Source organism: Pedobacter montanisoli (assembly GCF_022809115.1).
GTDB classification, from domain to species: Bacteria; Bacteroidota; Bacteroidia; order Sphingobacteriales; family Sphingobacteriaceae; genus Pedobacter; species Pedobacter montanisoli.
This window is the reverse complement of sequence record NZ_JALGBH010000002.1, coordinates 841,900-859,316: the sequence shown is the minus strand read 5'-3', so window position 1 is coordinate 859,316 and position 17,417 is coordinate 841,900. Positions and strand designations below refer to the sequence as shown.

Here is a 17,417-nt window from a genome sequence, read left to right as displayed (position 1 = left end):
TTTTAGTTATTCATTATCTGATTCTGGCGATGTTGTGCCTTCATCCGCTGGATTTTCGCCATTTACAATTTCCTCTTCTTCTTCCTCATGGTCAATTCTGGCCACAGAAGCAATTTCATCGTTACCTTTTAAGGTAATTAATCTAACGCCCTGTGTTGCTCTGCCCATTATTCTTAATTCTGCTACTGCAATTCTTATAATTATACCAGATTTGTTAATAATCATCAGGTCATCTTCATCCGTAACATTTTTAATAGCTACCAGTTCACCGGTTTTTTCAGTTACGTTAATGGTTTTAACGCCTTTACCTCCTCTGTTGGTAACGCGGTAATCTTCTATATCGGTACGTTTTCCATAACCTTTTTCTGAAACCACCAATACAGTTGCCTCCTGATTATCTACAGCAATCATGCCAACTACTTCATCTTTGTCATGACTTAGGGTTACACCTCTTACTCCTGTTGCAGTTCTGCCCATCGGTCTTACAGTACTTTCGTTAAAACGAATGGCTCTTCCTGAACGTAAGGCCATTAATATTTCACTGCTTCCGGTAGTAAGACTGGCTTCTAAAAGCTGATCGCCTTCATTGATGTTAATGGCGTTGATACCGTTTACTCTTGGTCTTGAGTAAGCTTCTAAAGAAGTTTTCTTGATAGTACCTTTTTTGGTACACATGATAATAAAGTTGTTCTCTAAGTATTCCTGATCTTTCAGGTTTTTAACTTTAATAAACGCTTTAACTTTTTCCTCTTTAGGAATATTGATAATATTCTGAAGCGCTCTTCCTTTGCTTTGACGGGTACCTTCAGGTATTTCATATACACGTAACCAGAAACAACGACCCGCATCTGTAAAGCATAACATATAGTTGTGGTTAGTGGCTACCAGCAAATGCTCAATAAAATCTTCATTTCTTGAATCACTTCCTTTTGAACCTTTTCCTCCACGTCCCTGTATTCTGTATTCTGTAGCCGGTGTACGTTTAATGTAACCTTCATGAGATATGGTAATTACAACTTCTTCGTCTTCGATAAAGTCTTCCATACTCATATCTTCTGCCGAATGAACAATAGATGTTCTGCGTTCATCACCGTATTTATCGGTAATTTCTGTCAACTCATCTTTAATAATCTTCATTCTTAAACCCTCATCTGCTAATATAGATTTCAGGTATTCGATGGTTTTCATCAATTCAGCATATTCATCTTTGATCTTATCTCTTTCAAGTCCTGTTAACCTTCTAAGAGTCATATCTAAGATTGCACGGGCCTGTATATCACTTAAACCAAATTTTTCCATTAAACCTGTACGTGCATCTTCTGGTGTGTTTGAAGATCTGATCAGTTTAATTACTTCTTCAATGTGGTCTAAAGCAATAAGTAAACCTTCTAAGATATGCGCACGTTTTTCGGCCTCTCCTAATTCAAATTTTGTTCTTCTAACCACTACATCGTGTCTGTGGTCAACAAAATGATGAATAAGATCTTTAAGATTTAATAATTGCGGACGTCCATTTACCAGCGCAATGTTATTTACACTAAATGAGCTTTGTAGGGCTGTATATTTAAATAAATTATTTAGTACAATATTGGCATTGGCATCTCTTTTTATCTCATAGACAATACGGATACCGTCTTTATTAGACTCATCTTTAATATTAGAGATACCTTCTATCTTTTTCTCTCCTACCAGCTCTGCTGTACGTTCTATCATCTGGGCTTTGTTTACCAGATAAGGTATTTCTGTAACAACAATGCTCTCTCTATCTTTTATGGTTTCTATTTCGGCTTTGGCACGCATTACAATACGACCTCTTCCGGTTTCAAAAGCTTCCTGAACACCTGAGTAACCGTAAATAATAGCACCTGTTGGAAAATCAGGGGCTTTAACATATTTCATTAACTCGGCAATAGTAAGATCCCTGTTATCTATATAAGCAATAGTTGCATTTACCACTTCCGTTAAATTATGCGGAGCCATATTGGTAGCCATACCTACGGCAATACCTGATGCACCGTTAACTAACAGATTTGGGATTTTAGATGGTAAAACCGTCGGTTCCTGTAAAGAATCGTCAAAGTTAAGTTGAAAATCAACTGTATCTTTATTGATGTCGGCAAGCATTTCTTCAGCAATTTTTTGAAAACGTGCCTCAGTATAACGCATTGCCGCCGGAGAATCTCCATCTATTGAGCCGTAGTTACCTTGTCCATCAACCATCATATAGCGTAAACTCCAAGGTTGCGCCATACGCACCATGGTCATGTACACAGATGAATCACCGTGAGGGTGATATTTACCCAGTACCTCACCCACAATACGGGCTGATTTTTTATAAGGTTTTCCACTGCCTAAACCTAAATCCAGCATACCATATAATACTCTGCGGTGAACCGGTTTTAATCCGTCTCTCACATCTGGTAATGCCCTGCTCACAATAACAGACATCGAATAATCGATGTAAGCAGATTTCATCTGCTCATCTATATTAATAGGAATGATCTTGTCGCTGTCTTGATATTCTAAATCTTCTGCCATAATTCTTTTTGTCCGTTAAAAACGGAATTAATTAGCTACTGATATAATCTTGCGAATTTAATAAAATAAGCTACATTATATAAGGCAATGTGGAAAAGTTTTAGTCTTTGTAACTAATCATTTAGATTCATCGCAAATGTCCTGGCTTATTTACATTACGGTATCAGCCTTTTTTAAGCTACCGAGACAAAAGATAGGTAACTTTATTGGTCTAATTTATTAGTCTAAACTTATTAAAAAGCCACCTGTCTTATGGGTTCAGGTGGCTCAATAATATGAATACTTTTGATGGATTATTTCTTCACTACTTTTTGGGTTTCGTTTATACCTTTTCCTCTGAGGCGGATAATATACGTTCCTATTGGATACCTACCTAGCGACAGTATCTTGCTGTCTTCCCTATCGTTGATATTCCATTGTTGCAGTACTTTTCCATTTATATCTACAACCTGCAATAGATTAAAACGCCCTGCAGTAAAACTGATATTAACCTGATCTTCTGCAGGGTTGGGGTAAAGCAGAAAGCCATAGGCCGAAAAACTAAAGGTCAAGCTTCTTATGCCCAGTTCTGTTGGCTTGCCATCATTATCTATCTGTACCAGTTTGTAATAGTTGGTACCATTTAGTGGAGTTTTATCGATGTAGGCGTAGCTATGAGAGGTGAGATTTGAAAGTGGAGAAGCCGAAACCTCGCCTATCTTTACAAAAAAACCATCGTCACCGCTTCGGTAGATTTCAAAGCCTCTGTTGTTCTGTTCGCTTGCAGTTTTCCATTCCAGTTTGGCATAGCGGCCCTCTGGCTTGGCCATGAAGCTGATTAAGGTTACCGGAAGTGGGGCTCCTATTACCTGTAGTTGCTGTGTCACATCTGCTGCCGCAAGATAATTGCTGCTTCCCGTCTGGCTGGCGGTGATGTCTGTTGTACCTTCTCCTTTTATGTGTACTTTCCATACTCCGGCATCCTGATATACCTCGGCAACTGCTGCATTGCTGCTTGTAAAATTCAGCGCAAGATTGCTGCTAACGGTTGCCAATAAAGCAAAATCGGGGCTTGTGGTGGTTTTTGTAGTTAATGGGGCAAAGCTAATTGTTTGATTGGCTTTGCCTACTGATAGGGTTAGATTAATACTAGCGCTATTGTAATTTGTTGTAGCAGCTTGTGTAGCAGTTATGGTTGCTGTTCCTGCGCCTTTAATTGTTACAGTACTACCATTAATAGAGGCCACATTTGCATCGTTGCTGCTATAGCTAAATGTTTCGCTACTGCTGCTGGTTGGGGCAGTTAAAGTGAAAACCGCATCGCCATAGATTTTGTTAATGTCGGCAAAGCCAGACAATGACGGATTTGCTTTGTTTACAGTCATCTCTCCATTTACCAGGCTAACAGCATAATTTGCGGTCACCTCGTTACCACTACCATTATTATCCTTGATTATTATACTATTGTTATCGATTACAATAGGATAAGTTGTAACATCTGCTCCTGTCGCTGCACCTGTACTACTCAATAACAATGTGCTAATGCCATCGCCAGATGCGAATACAGGATTTCTTGTACCGGTTATAATTACTTCTGACGAATTATTGGCAAATGTATATTGTGTAGCATAAGTCTTTGTTACATCTTTGGCTGTAATTGTAATCTGACGTTTCGTTATCGTCAGTCCACCGTTTACATAATTAATGGTATAGTTTTGTGCGGTCAGACCCGATGGAATAATTGGATAGACTGTTGCTGAAGCGTTAACTGCTGTCTGTGCTGAACCACCATAGCTCAATGCACCCTGCAGTACACCAAATGTATTTTCATGTTCACCGTTCACAAATCCTTGATAAGAAGCAATGGTATAAGGCCCAGCAAACTTCTGCCCGTCATAAACCTTGGCTTGGTCAGCAGCCGTAACTGTCAATACCGCTTGTTCAACCTGCAATTGCCCTTCTTGCAATGTAACTACATAGTTGGTGGTTACATCATTATCTCCGGCATCTTTGATTACCACACTACCATTGGTGATCTTGCTTGTATAATAGGGAGTTGCGATTACAGGTGCAATACTTGGAGTGCCTGAACTGGTGATCGTTACTGCAGAAAGGGTTTGCCCCGAGGCAATTCCCTGACCACTGATGGTTACGGCTGATGCCATCGTTCCATAACTATAGGTACTGCCGTATGTTTTTTGTGCAAAAGCTGGCTGAATACTTATGGGACGTTGATTTACGGTTAAAGTCATTGTGATACTTCCGCTATTGTAACCAGACATTGCCGCCTGTGTAGCGGTAATAGTTGCCGTTCCTGCACCTGTAATGTTTACGGTATTTCCATTAACAGTTGCCACATTGGTATTGCTACTGCTGTAACTGATGGCTCCATCGCTATTACTGTCTGGTCCGGTCAATGCAAATACTGCATCGCCATATGTTTTGGTAACATCTGGAAAGTTGGACAATGTGGGTGTTGATATACCTTGAAATTCATAAGCACCTAAATCTACCCTGTTTTGCCAGATGCGTACGGCATTTGCAAGATCGATAGTGATGCTAACAGGTAGCAAGTTATTACTTCCCTTATTGATGACATTACTGATATCTTTCAAACTGTAATCGCCTGTGTTATTTGGTGTATTGGCAAGGGTTGGAATCACCGCTTGCACAAAGTAAGGGTTAGCGAAAACGTTATTCCCCTGATCTGTACCAAAAGAAGATTGCCAAATCCCTGTACTGCTTTCGATAAGTGAATACAACACATTGGCCATACCTCCTGCTTCGTTACGTATATTGGGAGATACTCCTCCTGTAGCATTGCCATAAACAATGCTGTTACCTATAGTGGTGATTGCCGTGTTGCCTTTGGTATTGATACCGCCGCCATCGCCGCTGGCATAGTTGCCAGCAACAGTGCAGTTGATAAACTTAGGATTGCTGCTGCTTCCGGCAAATACAGCACCACCATAAGCCGCTTTGTTGCCTGTCATGAGTACGTTGATACAGGTTGGTGCAGATGCATTGAAATTGCTCATAGCACCGCCGTTGTCCATTGCTGTATTGCCTTGTATCACGCAATTCTGCAATACAGGTGATGCCAATAAGGTATACAAGCCTGCACCCTGATTGGATTGGTTATCAGTAAAGGCACAGTTACGGATAAGCACCTTATTATTGGTGTTGTACAATGCCAAACCACCGCCAGTATTTGCTGTTATATTAATGCCATTGCAGGTATAAGTAGTACTTTTGTCGCCATTTGCCCCGGCAAAAGCAAAGCCATCTACTACGATACTGTCTGCCGCTGCACTGGCAATAACCATCACATGATAGCTGTTGTCGCTGCTGTCATTTACCGTGCCTATATCACCAGAAAGGATAGTGCCTCCAGTTCCTCCAAGGTTGGGGAGTACACGTCCGGCAAGGTCATTTGCTGTACCGTTAAGATTGGTTTCATTGCCTGTAAATCCGCCGTATAGTTTCACATTGTTTACCATTACAAAAGCATTGTCTCTACTGTTGCTTTTTGTGGTATAGCTGCCATCGGCGCCGCTGTATAGGGGTTTGTAGGTTCCTTGGGCTACGTATATCTTTAGGGGATTATCTGCGGTAAAGTTGTTTTGCTGCCTTGCCCATTTCAAGGCTTCGGCCAGTTGGGGCATGGCGTTTGTCCAGGTAGTACCGGTACCTGTTCCGGTAGCATTGAGGTTTACATAAATAATATTGTTGTTACCGGGTACCGGATTTATAATTTTTAGGGTAGCTGTTAATATAAGCGTTTGGTAATTAGCGCCGCTAATGGTGGCTGTTACCTGATAGGTCCCTACAGCTGTATAGCTATCATAGTTTACTGTTACGCCCGTGGGCAAATTGCCGGTAACCGCTAAAGTTTTTGGGGTTCCATCATAGGCAACGTTATCGTCTTTCAAGGTAAGGCCCGTAACTGTAGTTTTGGTGATGGTGAGCTCGCCGTTTACATAATTAATGGTATAATTAGCTGCAGTTAAACCTGATGGCACGATGGTATAGGCCGTACCTACGTTAACCGCGGTTTTTGCTGTACCGTTGTAGCTCAACGTTCCGCTAAATACTCCCGGCGTGGTTTCATCTTCACCATTTACAAATCCCGTATAAGAAGCAATGGTATAAGGCCCCGAGAATACCTGCCCATCATAAACTTTTGTTTTATTGGCGGCAGTAATGGTAATGGCCTTGCGGGCTATGGTCAAAGTGATTGTAGTGCTGCCTCCACCGTAATTGGCCGTGGCGGCCTGCGTGGCGGTAATGGTGGCCGTGCCTGCGCCAACAATGGTTACCGTGCTGGCGTTAATGGTGGCTACTGCCGTATTACTGCTGGTATAGCTAAAAGCACCAGTGCTGTTACTGGTTGGTTCGATGATGGTAAATGGGGCGTCACCGTAGGTTTTAGCCATATTGGCAAAACCAGAAAATACCGGATTTCCTTTATTTACCGTTAGGGTTTTGGTAATGTTGCCTTCACTGTAATTGGCTGTAGCGGCCTGCTTGGCGGTAATGATAGCCGTACCTGCGCCAACAATGGTTATTGTGGAGCCGTTAATGGTGGCTACTGCCGTATTACTACTGGTATAGCTAAAAGCACCAGGGCTGTTGCTGGTTGGTGCGATGATGGTAAAAGGGGCATCACCGTAGGTTTTGGTCATATCGGCAAAGCTGGACAGTGTGGGGTCTGCAAATCCCTGATATTCGTAAGCACCTATATCAACGGTACCTACTTGTCTTTGGTTGCCCACCATATCGATAGCTACAGTAGCCATGCTGTTATCGCCTTTATTAATGAGGGGTGATTGCACCTGCAACCGCAAACCGTCATCTGCTGTGCCCCATATGCCATCGTTACCGGCAGGATTATCTGCATTGACAAACAGGGGGTCGGTAGTATTGTCGAGATTGTTGGCGGCATATAAATACCAACCACTAAGTCGGTCATCTGGTGGATAACTCTGTATCAGGCTATTGTATATATATAATACACTACCGCCTTTGGTGAAAGATGCTTCGCTCTTCACGCCTCCGGTATTACCAAACAGAACAGTATTACGGAACTCGGTTGTTGAAGAAAGGCAAACAATAACCTCAGGATGATAAACAGACGAATTACGGGTAAATGTACAATTAATAAACTTTTGGGTAGCACCGTAGCTACTATAAAAAGCTCCGCCATCGCCCCCTCCTGAACCGCTGGATAATGCTTTATTGCCATAAAAAACACAATTGTTAAAGGTTGAAACACCTGCTGCTTCATTATATATAGCTCCTCCTGCTCCATCTCCAGTGCTGATATTATTGGCAAATACACAGTTGGTGAATGTAGGAGATGCAACAAGAATATCCTCATTCCAGAAGGCGCCTGCAAATCTATCTGCCTTATTATTTAAAAATAGGCAATTGTTAAATGCGGGATGAGATGCCCTATTGCGAACTGCGCCACCTGATGTTGAACTGTTATCCAAAAAGGTACAACGTGTTAGCATCATGGCACCGCAATAAGAATTAAATAATGCACCACCACCGTAACATCTATCAATGTTACTAGAAAAAGTACAGTCGGTAAGGTTAGGTGTACTGTTGTTGTTGGCCATTGCACCACCAGACCTGGTGCCCGCTGTAGTGTATCCACATACATTGGCAGAAAAGATACAATTGGCAAACATGGGGGCACCGCCTTCATTGTACACAGCTCCACCATTTCCGCCTGCCTTATTGTTGGTGAATGTACAGTTGCGTACCGTGGGCGACACGTTGACATTGCGCATACCAGCACCAGCTTCCAACCATTGATCTTGGCCTGAACTGCTATAGGTAACTATGCCTTCGGTTATGGTAAAGCCATCCAATACGGCCGCCAAGGTAAGCCCGTTGCTCTCATTACGGATGACTCTACCTGCATTGCCCCTCAGCGTGGTAACATTGGCTTTATAATTACGTTCGGTAAATTTAGGATTACCGGTGGCTGGGAAACCACCATAAATCTTCACGCTTTCTTTCATGATAAAAGACGCCCCGTAGGCAGGCTGGTAAGTACCAGAAGCTACCCAAACTTCGTCGCCCGGTGCGGCAATGTCAATAGCGGTCTGCAGGTTGGTATAGGCATCTTCCCAGGTGGTACCAATGTTAAGGGATGTTGCCGCGGCATTGACATAGTATATTTTAGCTACATTCTGTACAAAATTAGCACTGCTACCTGTCAACGCAAAATTTTTAAGGGTAAGCGTATTGTTGTTGCCAGAAATATCGGGAATGGTACTTATTGTCGTATTATTGGCATTCGGGGTACCATTATTAAAGTCGTAATAAGCAAGCAGATTAGTTTGCGAGGGCTGTAATACGTTCATGCTGAGCCGTATCTGTTCCTGCGAGCGTGCCGTAGTCCAAAAGCGCACTTCGTCTATGTCGCCGTTAAATAATTCGCTCCCAGCATTATTTGCACCTATGGTAAAGTTTCCATTTGGATTATAGGGTGCGGCAGTACTGTTAGCTATTGAAATACCATTTTTATACAACGTGATCGAATTGTTATTGCGGGCAATAGCAAGGTGTGTCCACTCATTGGGAACAAGCGAAACGCCGCTGCCTACAAAGGTTACACCACCCATTAAAACCTTTATTTCGCTGTTACCCATTAAATAAATACCATATCCATTACCACCTGTACTACCATTATAAATAATGGCCTGATTGCTTCCCGAACCACTCCATCGCACCCATGCTTCCATGGTAAAATTGGTAGCGGTAGTAGAAATCACAGTACCTTTGCTTAGATAGCCAGTGCCATTGAAATTTAATGCGGCCTGTGCAAAAACAGTGGTTATATTTAAAAAGGGGATTATAAAAAATAAAAGCTTGAAGTAAAAATTTATCTTCATTGATGAACAATTTAGTGTGGTTTTAACTACAAAGTTAAACCACGCATTTATTGTCGCTAAATTTTGAGCGTACAACTTTGTCCAGTTTTATAAAACTGGACAAAAAAGTAAATTACAAGGAGTTGCGATATGCTAGAGGCGTAATACCAACGGCTTTTTTAAAGGCATTATAAAAAGCACTCCGGGTAGCAAAACCCGATTTTTTGGCTAAAGCTTCAATTGTATAATTGTGCATAATGTCTTTGTCAATCATATCATTCTGAATGCTTTTGATACGATAACCGTTCACAAATTCTGAAAAAGTGAGTTGATAGGTATTGTTAAATATAGACGAAAGCTTATGTATGCTAATGGATAACGCTGCAGCCATATGCTCCATGCTCAAATCTGAATACCTGAATGCTTCTTGATTAATAATATAATCTTCTATTTTACTACACCATTCTTCTGTTTCTTTATCTTTTTGCAAAGAAAGCTGATGCTGCTTTTGCACCTTTAGCAAAGTACCCAATTTCATGTCAAGCATGGAAGCTACCAAATTCAAGGGCAATCTTTCTATATAACCCGGCTTGGTATTTATAAAATACAGATAACGTTCTTTGGCATTGCCCACCCTAATGATGTGGCTACGCTCCTGCGCATCGCGATAGTATTTTTCTACCATTACCCTAAACAGGAAGTTCATATCAAAATACTGAAGAAACAATGCCTGTAAATCATCATTATGCATGGCTATGAGTTCCGTATCTTCAACAGCTATAATGGCCTCTTGTGAAGGTACTATACCATGCAGCCCGGAAATAGAGCTCACAAATTCGTTATCTATGGAGATATAGGTAACAATCTGTTTTTTCTTATGAATGGTCTGCCCCATCAAAGCTCCTTTTTTAATGAAATACATATACTGGCTACGCTCTCCCTCCTTTAGTAGAATCGCTCCTTTTTTTACCTTAAATCGTAGCGTTTTTTCATAAAAAGCTTGCTTTAACTCCTCGCTAATGGGATATATAGTTGCCAGTATATTTAAAATATACACAACATCTTCTTTCTGAGCTTTTTTATGGGGCATAATTTTTTACATGGAATGCAGGTAACAATGTAATGTGCTGTATCAGCAGCATAACCATCAAAAACCATGTAAATATATTCTTTTTATCTCTTTTTTAGTAGTTTGTTTATTAGTTGGTTAGTTGATTGGTTGGTTAGTTATACATCTTTCGGTCTTTGTTCGTTTAACATAGCCAAATTTCGGTCTTCTAACTTCTGAATTTTTCGTTAGTCTTTGTAAATTAATCAAAAATTAACTTCAGTTTTTTCAAACTTAAATTTAATTACAGATATTTAAACATCATGATGGTATCTGAAAGAACGCTTAAATGGGCGTTAAGTTTGTATCCTCCTTTGCTTTTTCAACGCATCTGGGTTAGAAGATTTCATAAAGGTTTTAGAGGAGTTGATGTAAAGATCAGCAACAGTTTTTTAAACAGAAATTACAATGGTTCTATTTTTGGCGGTACCATATATGCTGCTACTGATCCCTTTTATGCCATCCTGTTTGATCAACTTATGCAAAGAAAGGGCTACAAATGTAGAGTATGGCTAAAAAGTGCTTCTATACAATACATTAAACCTGGTATGTCAGCGCTGTATTTTACCATTGTCATTACAGATGAAATGATAGCTGAAGCAGAAAAAGCGCTTACAGAAACCGGAAAATTTGTAAAAGCCTACCCTATGGAACTTTACAACAAACAAGGTGAGCTTTGTGCCAGAGTGATGAACGAAGTTTATTTAAGAAATAAATATCCAAACGAAAACAAACGGGTAGCGATTTAATGAACATCAGAAAACTCATATTAGAAGGCGAAAACGCAAGTGTTGATTTCAAGAAAACTATCAGCAGCTGCGAAAAAATTGCCAAGACTTTGGTTGCTTTTGCCAATAACCAAGGCGGTATGTTGTTGATCGGTGTAGCTGATGACGGTTCTGTTAAAGGGGTAAAATCAGAAGAAGAAGAACGTTTCATGATTACCAAGGCCGCCCATGTTTATTGTAAACCTGCAATAGAACCCGAGTTTGAAGAAGTATATGTTGATCATAAAACGGTATTGGTGGCAAAAATCCCTCAAAGCGACATTAAGCCTCATTACGCTTTAGATGAGAACCAAAAATGGTGGGTGTATTTCAGGGTAAAAGATAAAAGCGTGCTGGCCAGCAAAATACTGGTAGATGTGCTTAAAAAAGGAAAATTAGAAAGCAATCTATTGAGCTATACCGATCAAGACAGAATCTTTTTGCAGCATCTTAAAGAACAGCATCGCGCTACTTTAAAAGAGTTGGCCAAGCTTACAAGAAGTTCTTATAAAAATGCCCAAAAAACTATTGTTAACCTTATTTTGATGGGTAGTATAACACCACATATTTCTGAAAAAGAAGAGTACTTTACCTTGAGCAATTAAAAATTATCGTGATTATCTGGCGTAAAATTCCGATTTTTGCAAGCTTATGCTTAGCTATTCATTCAAGAAATACAAACCTTATTATAACGAAAACCTAAAACTTGCACTGCCCATTGTAGTATCGCAATTAGGGCATACCCTTGTGCATATGGCCGATGGTATTATTGTAGGTCATTTTGCCGGAACGGTACAACTGGCAGCAGTTTCGCTGGTAAACAGCCTTTTTATGCTCATACTGGTTTTGGGCTTGGGTATTTCATATGGCTTAACGCCTCTAATAGCACAGGCAAACGGAAGTAAAGATTACGAAAAATGTGGTAAACTATTAGCAAACAGCATTTTAATCAATTTTATTTTTGCCGTTATCTTGGTGGTACTGGTTTATCTGGTATCTTTTACATTGATCAATCATTTGGGGCAATCTGCCGATGTGGTTGAACATGCCAAACCCTACCTGCGATTAATGGGAGTTTCTATTATTCCCTTAATGATTTTCCAGTCGTTTAAGCAGTTTACAGAAGGCTTGGGCTTTACCAAACAGGCTATGTCTATTTCTATATGGGGTAATATTGTAAACATTATTTTCGGGATCATTTTTGTAAAAGGTATGTTTGGCATTGAGCCCATGGGCGTTAGAGGCGTAGGTTATGCTACTTTAATAGATCGAGTAGCCATGGCTATAGCTATGGGCGCTTATGTATTTAATTCCAAACGCTTTATTCCTTACTTAACACACTTTGCATTTAAAGCGATTAATTTCAAAAAAATAAAAGAAATCATCAAACTGGGTGCACCTGTCGCCATGCAATATTCTTTTGAGATCAGCGCATTTAGCGGTGCCGGAATTATGATTGGTACTATAGGAAAAGTTGAACAGGCTTCTCATTTCACAGCTTTATCTTTAGCTGCGTTTACTTATATGTTGGCCAGTGGAATTGCTTCGGCAGCGACCATCAAAACAGGTCACAATTACGGAGGTAAAAAATTTGTAGATCTGCGTCACTCGGCCATAGCCAGTTACCATGTGGTACTTTTATTTATGGGTTTTACCGCAATTCTTTTTATGGGAGCTAACCAGTTTTTACCCTATATCTTTACCGATGATAAAATGGTGGTAGGTCTTGCCGCACAACTTTTAATCATTGCAGGTTTTTTCCAGTTATTTGATGGTACGCAAGTGGTAGGCTTAGGTATATTACGAGGTATTGGCGATGTAAATATTCCTACTTTCATTACATTTCTATCTTATTGGGTAGTTGGCATACCTTTAGGTTATTATGTAGGAATATATCATGGTGTTGGTGTTAAAGGCATTTGGTACGGCTTAACTTTTGGCCTGCTTGCTGCCTCTATCCTATTATTCTGGCGTTTTCAGGTATTGAGTAAGAAACTCAATCAATTTAATTAGAATTAGTCTAAATAATTTGTTTTAACAAACTATTTTCTTCAATTTTGCGACTGTTTATAATTAGTCTAAATTGAAAAGATACTTATACTTATTATTTCTTATTCTTAACGGCCCTATACTTTTTGCCCAAATCAGCATCCAGGGCAAGATTATTAATCATAAACAGGAACCTTTAGAGTATGTTACTGTAAGGTTGCCTGACCTTGATAGGGTTAGCTATACCGATAAAGATGGATCATTTTCTTTTATCATCAATGTTAAAGATATCAAGTCTTTGAGGTTGCAGGCCAACATGGTTGGTAAAGAAAGGTTTGACAAAACCATAAATATCGATGGTGTAACTAAAAAAGTTTATGTACCTATAACGTTACAGGATCTCAATTTAAGTTTGAATGAAGTTCAGGTATCTGCTGTACAGAAAACGACCAATCTCTCTAACTCATCTGTTTTATTTGACAGGCAAGCCATAGAACAGGCACAGGCCTTTAGTTTAGCAGACATATTAAACGGATTACCTGGCAAACTGTACAGTCCTGTTGACTTACAAAGTCCCAAAAATTTGACCTTAAGAAGTGAGGCTTCCGGGAGTGCTGCCAATAATAATGCAATGGGTATAGCCATTATTGTGGATGGTTTAGCACAGAATAACAATGCTAATATGCAGGCTAAAAATGTGGGCACTTATGGTTTGGGCAATTCTACCATTACAGACCGAACCAATAATGTGGGTTATGATGTAACTTTTGGAGGGCTGGACTTAAGAGAAATCCCTGCTGATAATATAGAAAGTATAGAAGTAATTTCTGGAGTAGCTCCTGCTCAATACGGAGATTTAACCGACGGAGCCATCATTATTAATCGCCAGGCTGGTAAAACTCCATTTATGTTTAATACCCGTATCAATAATGGGTCTACCAATTTTTCTTTAACTAAAGGTTTTAAACTTCCTGAAAAATATGGCTTTTTAAATGCAAATATCAATTACTTAGTGAGTAATGACGACCCACGTGACAACATGAAAAAATACAATCGTGTTTCGGGTGGAATAATGCATACCATTTATTTCAATCATCGCATAAAAAACACCATTTCGTTAGATTACAGTGAAAAATTAGATGATGCCAAACGTGATCCGGATGATGGAACCGAAAAAATGGCTTATTCTAAAAACAGACGTTTTGCTGTTTCCAACCGCTTATCGTGGCAGTTGAACAGTAATGTTATTAAAAGTATTAGCCTTAATGCTGGCTTAGATATAGGTTTTCAGGATAGTTATAGTCAATGGTATTTAAACGGTAATGTAAAACCTATGGCCAATAAAGATACCACCGGAGTTTATGAGGGCTATTATTTACCTGGCAATTATCTTGCAGTTGATCAGGTTGTGGGTAAACCCAAAAACTTTAATGGTAATATCGGTTTCTCAAGTCATTTCAATACAGGCGAAATCAAGCATATTCTTTCTTATGGTGCAAGTATCTCCATTGCCTCTAATAAGGGTAAAGGCGTATTGTTTGACCCCGAAAGGCCTCGCTTTATTAGTCAGGGTTACAAAAATGAACGCCCATATGATTTTGAATTACTTCCAGATCTGATCAATTCGGGCATTTATCTTGAAGATCGCTTTAATATCAAGGTATTTGACAGAAATTTTAGGTTTAATGCAGGTTTACGTTACGATATTCAAAATGGTTATGGTACGATACAACCTCGCATTAATGCCAATTATTCTATCAGTAAAAACTTCAGTTTTAATGCTGCTTATGGCATAGCTACAAAAGCGCCTACTATGGCTTACCGTTATCCTGGTCCTACTTATTTTGATCTTCCTATTCTTAATGTTTATACAGGCGATGTCAGAAATAGCTTATTTCTGGTTTATACCTATAAATATTTGCCAGATAATTCAAACTTAAAACCATCGCAAAGTAATCAGGCAGAAATAGGTTTAAGTTATAATCATCCATTATTTAATGCTTCTGTAAACGGTTATTTAAAAAATAATAAAAATGGGTTTGCTGGTCAGTCACAATATTTTGGCATAATGGTTCCAGATTATACTTATACCATTACCAATAACCAAAAACCCGTTTATCAGCCTACAGGAACCTATACTTTAAAAGGAGGCTTAGCAAATAGTGTAATTACAAATAATGTAAGCTCAAGCAATAATGGAGTTGAACTGTTTTTAAGCATAAAAAAGATCGCAGCCATACAAACCAGCTTTTCTTTTAACAGCAGTTATACTTACAGCTCTTACTATAATTCAAATGAGTTTATAACAAAAGCCAGCGATGCTGATATTTTAGCCAATAAAAAAGCATGGTATGCTATATATGATGCCCGCGAAAGCATCAATACTTCATTCATGTCTAAATTGAACAGCGATACCCACATTCCTAAATTAGGATTGGTTGTGAGTTTATACTTCGATTTTGTATGGTTAAAAAATCAGCTTGTAAAAGGAGATTCTACTTATCCTAAAGCTTATTTAGACAGCTATGGTAACCGTTATCCTATTGAGAACTTTGATCCCAACAATCCAGATTATGGGCATTTAACAAGATCAACAGACCTTGAAACACAGGGTAAATTACCTTTTTCTTACGCCAATGTTTCTATGCGCCTGGCAAAAGAACTAAAAAATAATATTCGTTTTTCTGTGAATGCTTATAACGTTTTTAACTTAAAAGCCAATTATTACGACCCGAAAAACAATAAATCTTACTCTTATTTAAACCCTTTAAGTATTGGAGCCGAATTATCCATTAAATTTTAAGCAAAATGAAGAAACTCTATTTTTTGATAGCCGCATTACTATTTATATTCTCTGCCTGTAAAAGGAATGAATTTGAAGACTTAAAACCTGTTGCTTTAAGTGTAAATGTATCTTTTGATCAATCTCTAAAAGAATACAGCCTACCTTTAGCTAATGCAGAGATCAAACTTACCAATCTGGCAAACGGCCTGGTTACAACCATAAAATCTGATGCTAATGGTAAGGCTTCAATAGATAAAATTTCGCCGGGAAACTATGATATAGAAGCTACGCTTACCATAAAAGCAGCTGATTATACTACTTACGTTGGTATTTTTACTGAGAATGATGTTGTGTTTAATGGTTTACTGAAATCACAGAATATTATTCAGAATGTAAACAGCTTGTCTTTAAGCTTAAACACAGGCAAAATTGGCGACTGGGTATTTAAGCAAATCTATTATGCAGGTTCACATACCAGTAACGGTGCTTCGTTCAGAGATCAGTTTGTTGAGATCTATAACAATTCAAATCAGGTGCTTTATGCAGACAGTCTTTATTTTGTAGAGGCTTATGGCACTAATTCTAAATTAACTGCCATAGACTTAGCTACTGGATATTATCAAACGGCAACTAAACAATATGACTGGACTAAGTCTATTGATATGAATGATCCTAATGCCAACAACAACTATGTATATGCCAAAAACATATTTATGATTCCAGGCAGCGGTAAAGATCATCCTGTTAAGCCTGGTGAAAGTATCATCATTGCAGGTACTGCGCTAAATCATAAAACACCTTATGTAGGAAATGACGGCAAAGGTATTTCTGTTAAAGACCCCAGCTTAACCATTGATTTAAGCAAAGCAGATTTTGAAGTTTATTTAGGTAATTATCCAGGTATAACACCATTGGCTTCTGATATTGACAATCCTGCTGTTCCTAATATGGTTAACATTGATATAAGAGCAAATAAAGATCTGATTTTAGATGCCACAGGTCGTGAAGCCTTATTATTGTTTAAAACCACAAGAGATATTCAATCTTGGAAAAGATATGCAGCGCCAGATATAAAAGTAATTACAACTTCTACAGATAAGTATTACCAAATTCCATTAAATGAAGTTTTTGATGCGGTAGAGATACAACCTCCTTTAGAAGCTAATCAAATCCCTAAAAAATTCAATGCTAAATTAGATGCTACCTTTAAGTTTGTATCTAAAGGGCAATATTCTTCGCAATCTTTAATACGTAAAACCGCTAAAGTGGTAAATGGACGTCATATCTTAAAAGACACCAATAGCTCTGCTAATGATTTTGATGAATTAAATATCCCTGACGTAACCAAATCAGTTTTTAAATAA

General features: G+C 38.9%; 8 protein-coding genes. 5 read left to right on the top strand and 3 right to left on the bottom strand.

The window, feature by feature from the left end:
* Window positions 1-6 precede the first annotated feature (6 nt).
* The 3 genes from gyrA to MMF97_RS11530 form a co-directional block, all read right to left on the bottom strand.
* Window positions 7-2,538, bottom strand: coding sequence for a DNA gyrase subunit A (gyrA, locus tag MMF97_RS11540; protein ID WP_243362494.1), 2,532 nt, complete (start codon window positions 2,536-2,538; stop codon window positions 7-9).
* A gap of 293 nt (window positions 2,539-2,831) precedes the next feature.
* Window positions 2,832-9,425, bottom strand: coding sequence for a LamG-like jellyroll fold domain-containing protein (locus MMF97_RS11535; RefSeq protein WP_243362493.1), 6,594 nt, complete (start codon window positions 9,423-9,425; stop codon window positions 2,832-2,834).
* A gap of 112 nt (window positions 9,426-9,537) precedes the next feature.
* Entirely contained in the window at window positions 9,538-10,494 is a 957-nt protein-coding gene (locus MMF97_RS11530; protein WP_243362492.1) for a helix-turn-helix domain-containing protein, read from the bottom strand.
* A 281-nt stretch (window positions 10,495-10,775) separates the two neighbouring features.
* Here MMF97_RS11530 and MMF97_RS11525 point away from each other — a divergent pair, with 281 nt between their 5' ends.
* From MMF97_RS11525 to MMF97_RS11505, 5 genes are all read left to right on the top strand, one after another.
* A complete protein-coding gene (locus tag MMF97_RS11525; RefSeq protein ID WP_243362491.1) occupies window positions 10,776-11,261 on the top strand; it encodes a DUF4442 domain-containing protein in 486 nt (161 codons plus the stop codon).
* Window positions 11,261-11,884 (top strand): AlbA family DNA-binding domain-containing protein, encoded by a 624-nt coding sequence (locus tag MMF97_RS11520; protein WP_243362490.1) that lies wholly within the window; start codon window positions 11,261-11,263, stop codon window positions 11,882-11,884. The genes MMF97_RS11525 and MMF97_RS11520 overlap by 1 nt, the downstream gene beginning before the upstream one ends.
* A gap of 46 nt (window positions 11,885-11,930) precedes the next feature.
* Window positions 11,931-13,292: an MATE family efflux transporter gene (locus MMF97_RS11515; protein WP_243362489.1), complete on the top strand. Its 1,362-nt coding sequence runs from the start codon at window positions 11,931-11,933 to the stop codon at window positions 13,290-13,292.
* A gap of 70 nt (window positions 13,293-13,362) precedes the next feature.
* Window positions 13,363-16,071, top strand: a complete 2,709-nt coding sequence (locus MMF97_RS11510) for a TonB-dependent receptor (protein ID WP_243362488.1) — start codon at window positions 13,363-13,365, stop codon at window positions 16,069-16,071.
* A 5-nt stretch (window positions 16,072-16,076) separates the two neighbouring features.
* The gene (locus tag MMF97_RS11505) at window positions 16,077-17,417 is read left to right on the top strand and encodes a DUF4876 domain-containing protein (RefSeq protein WP_243362487.1); all 1,341 of its coding nucleotides are present in this window, start codon (window positions 16,077-16,079) and stop codon (window positions 17,415-17,417) included.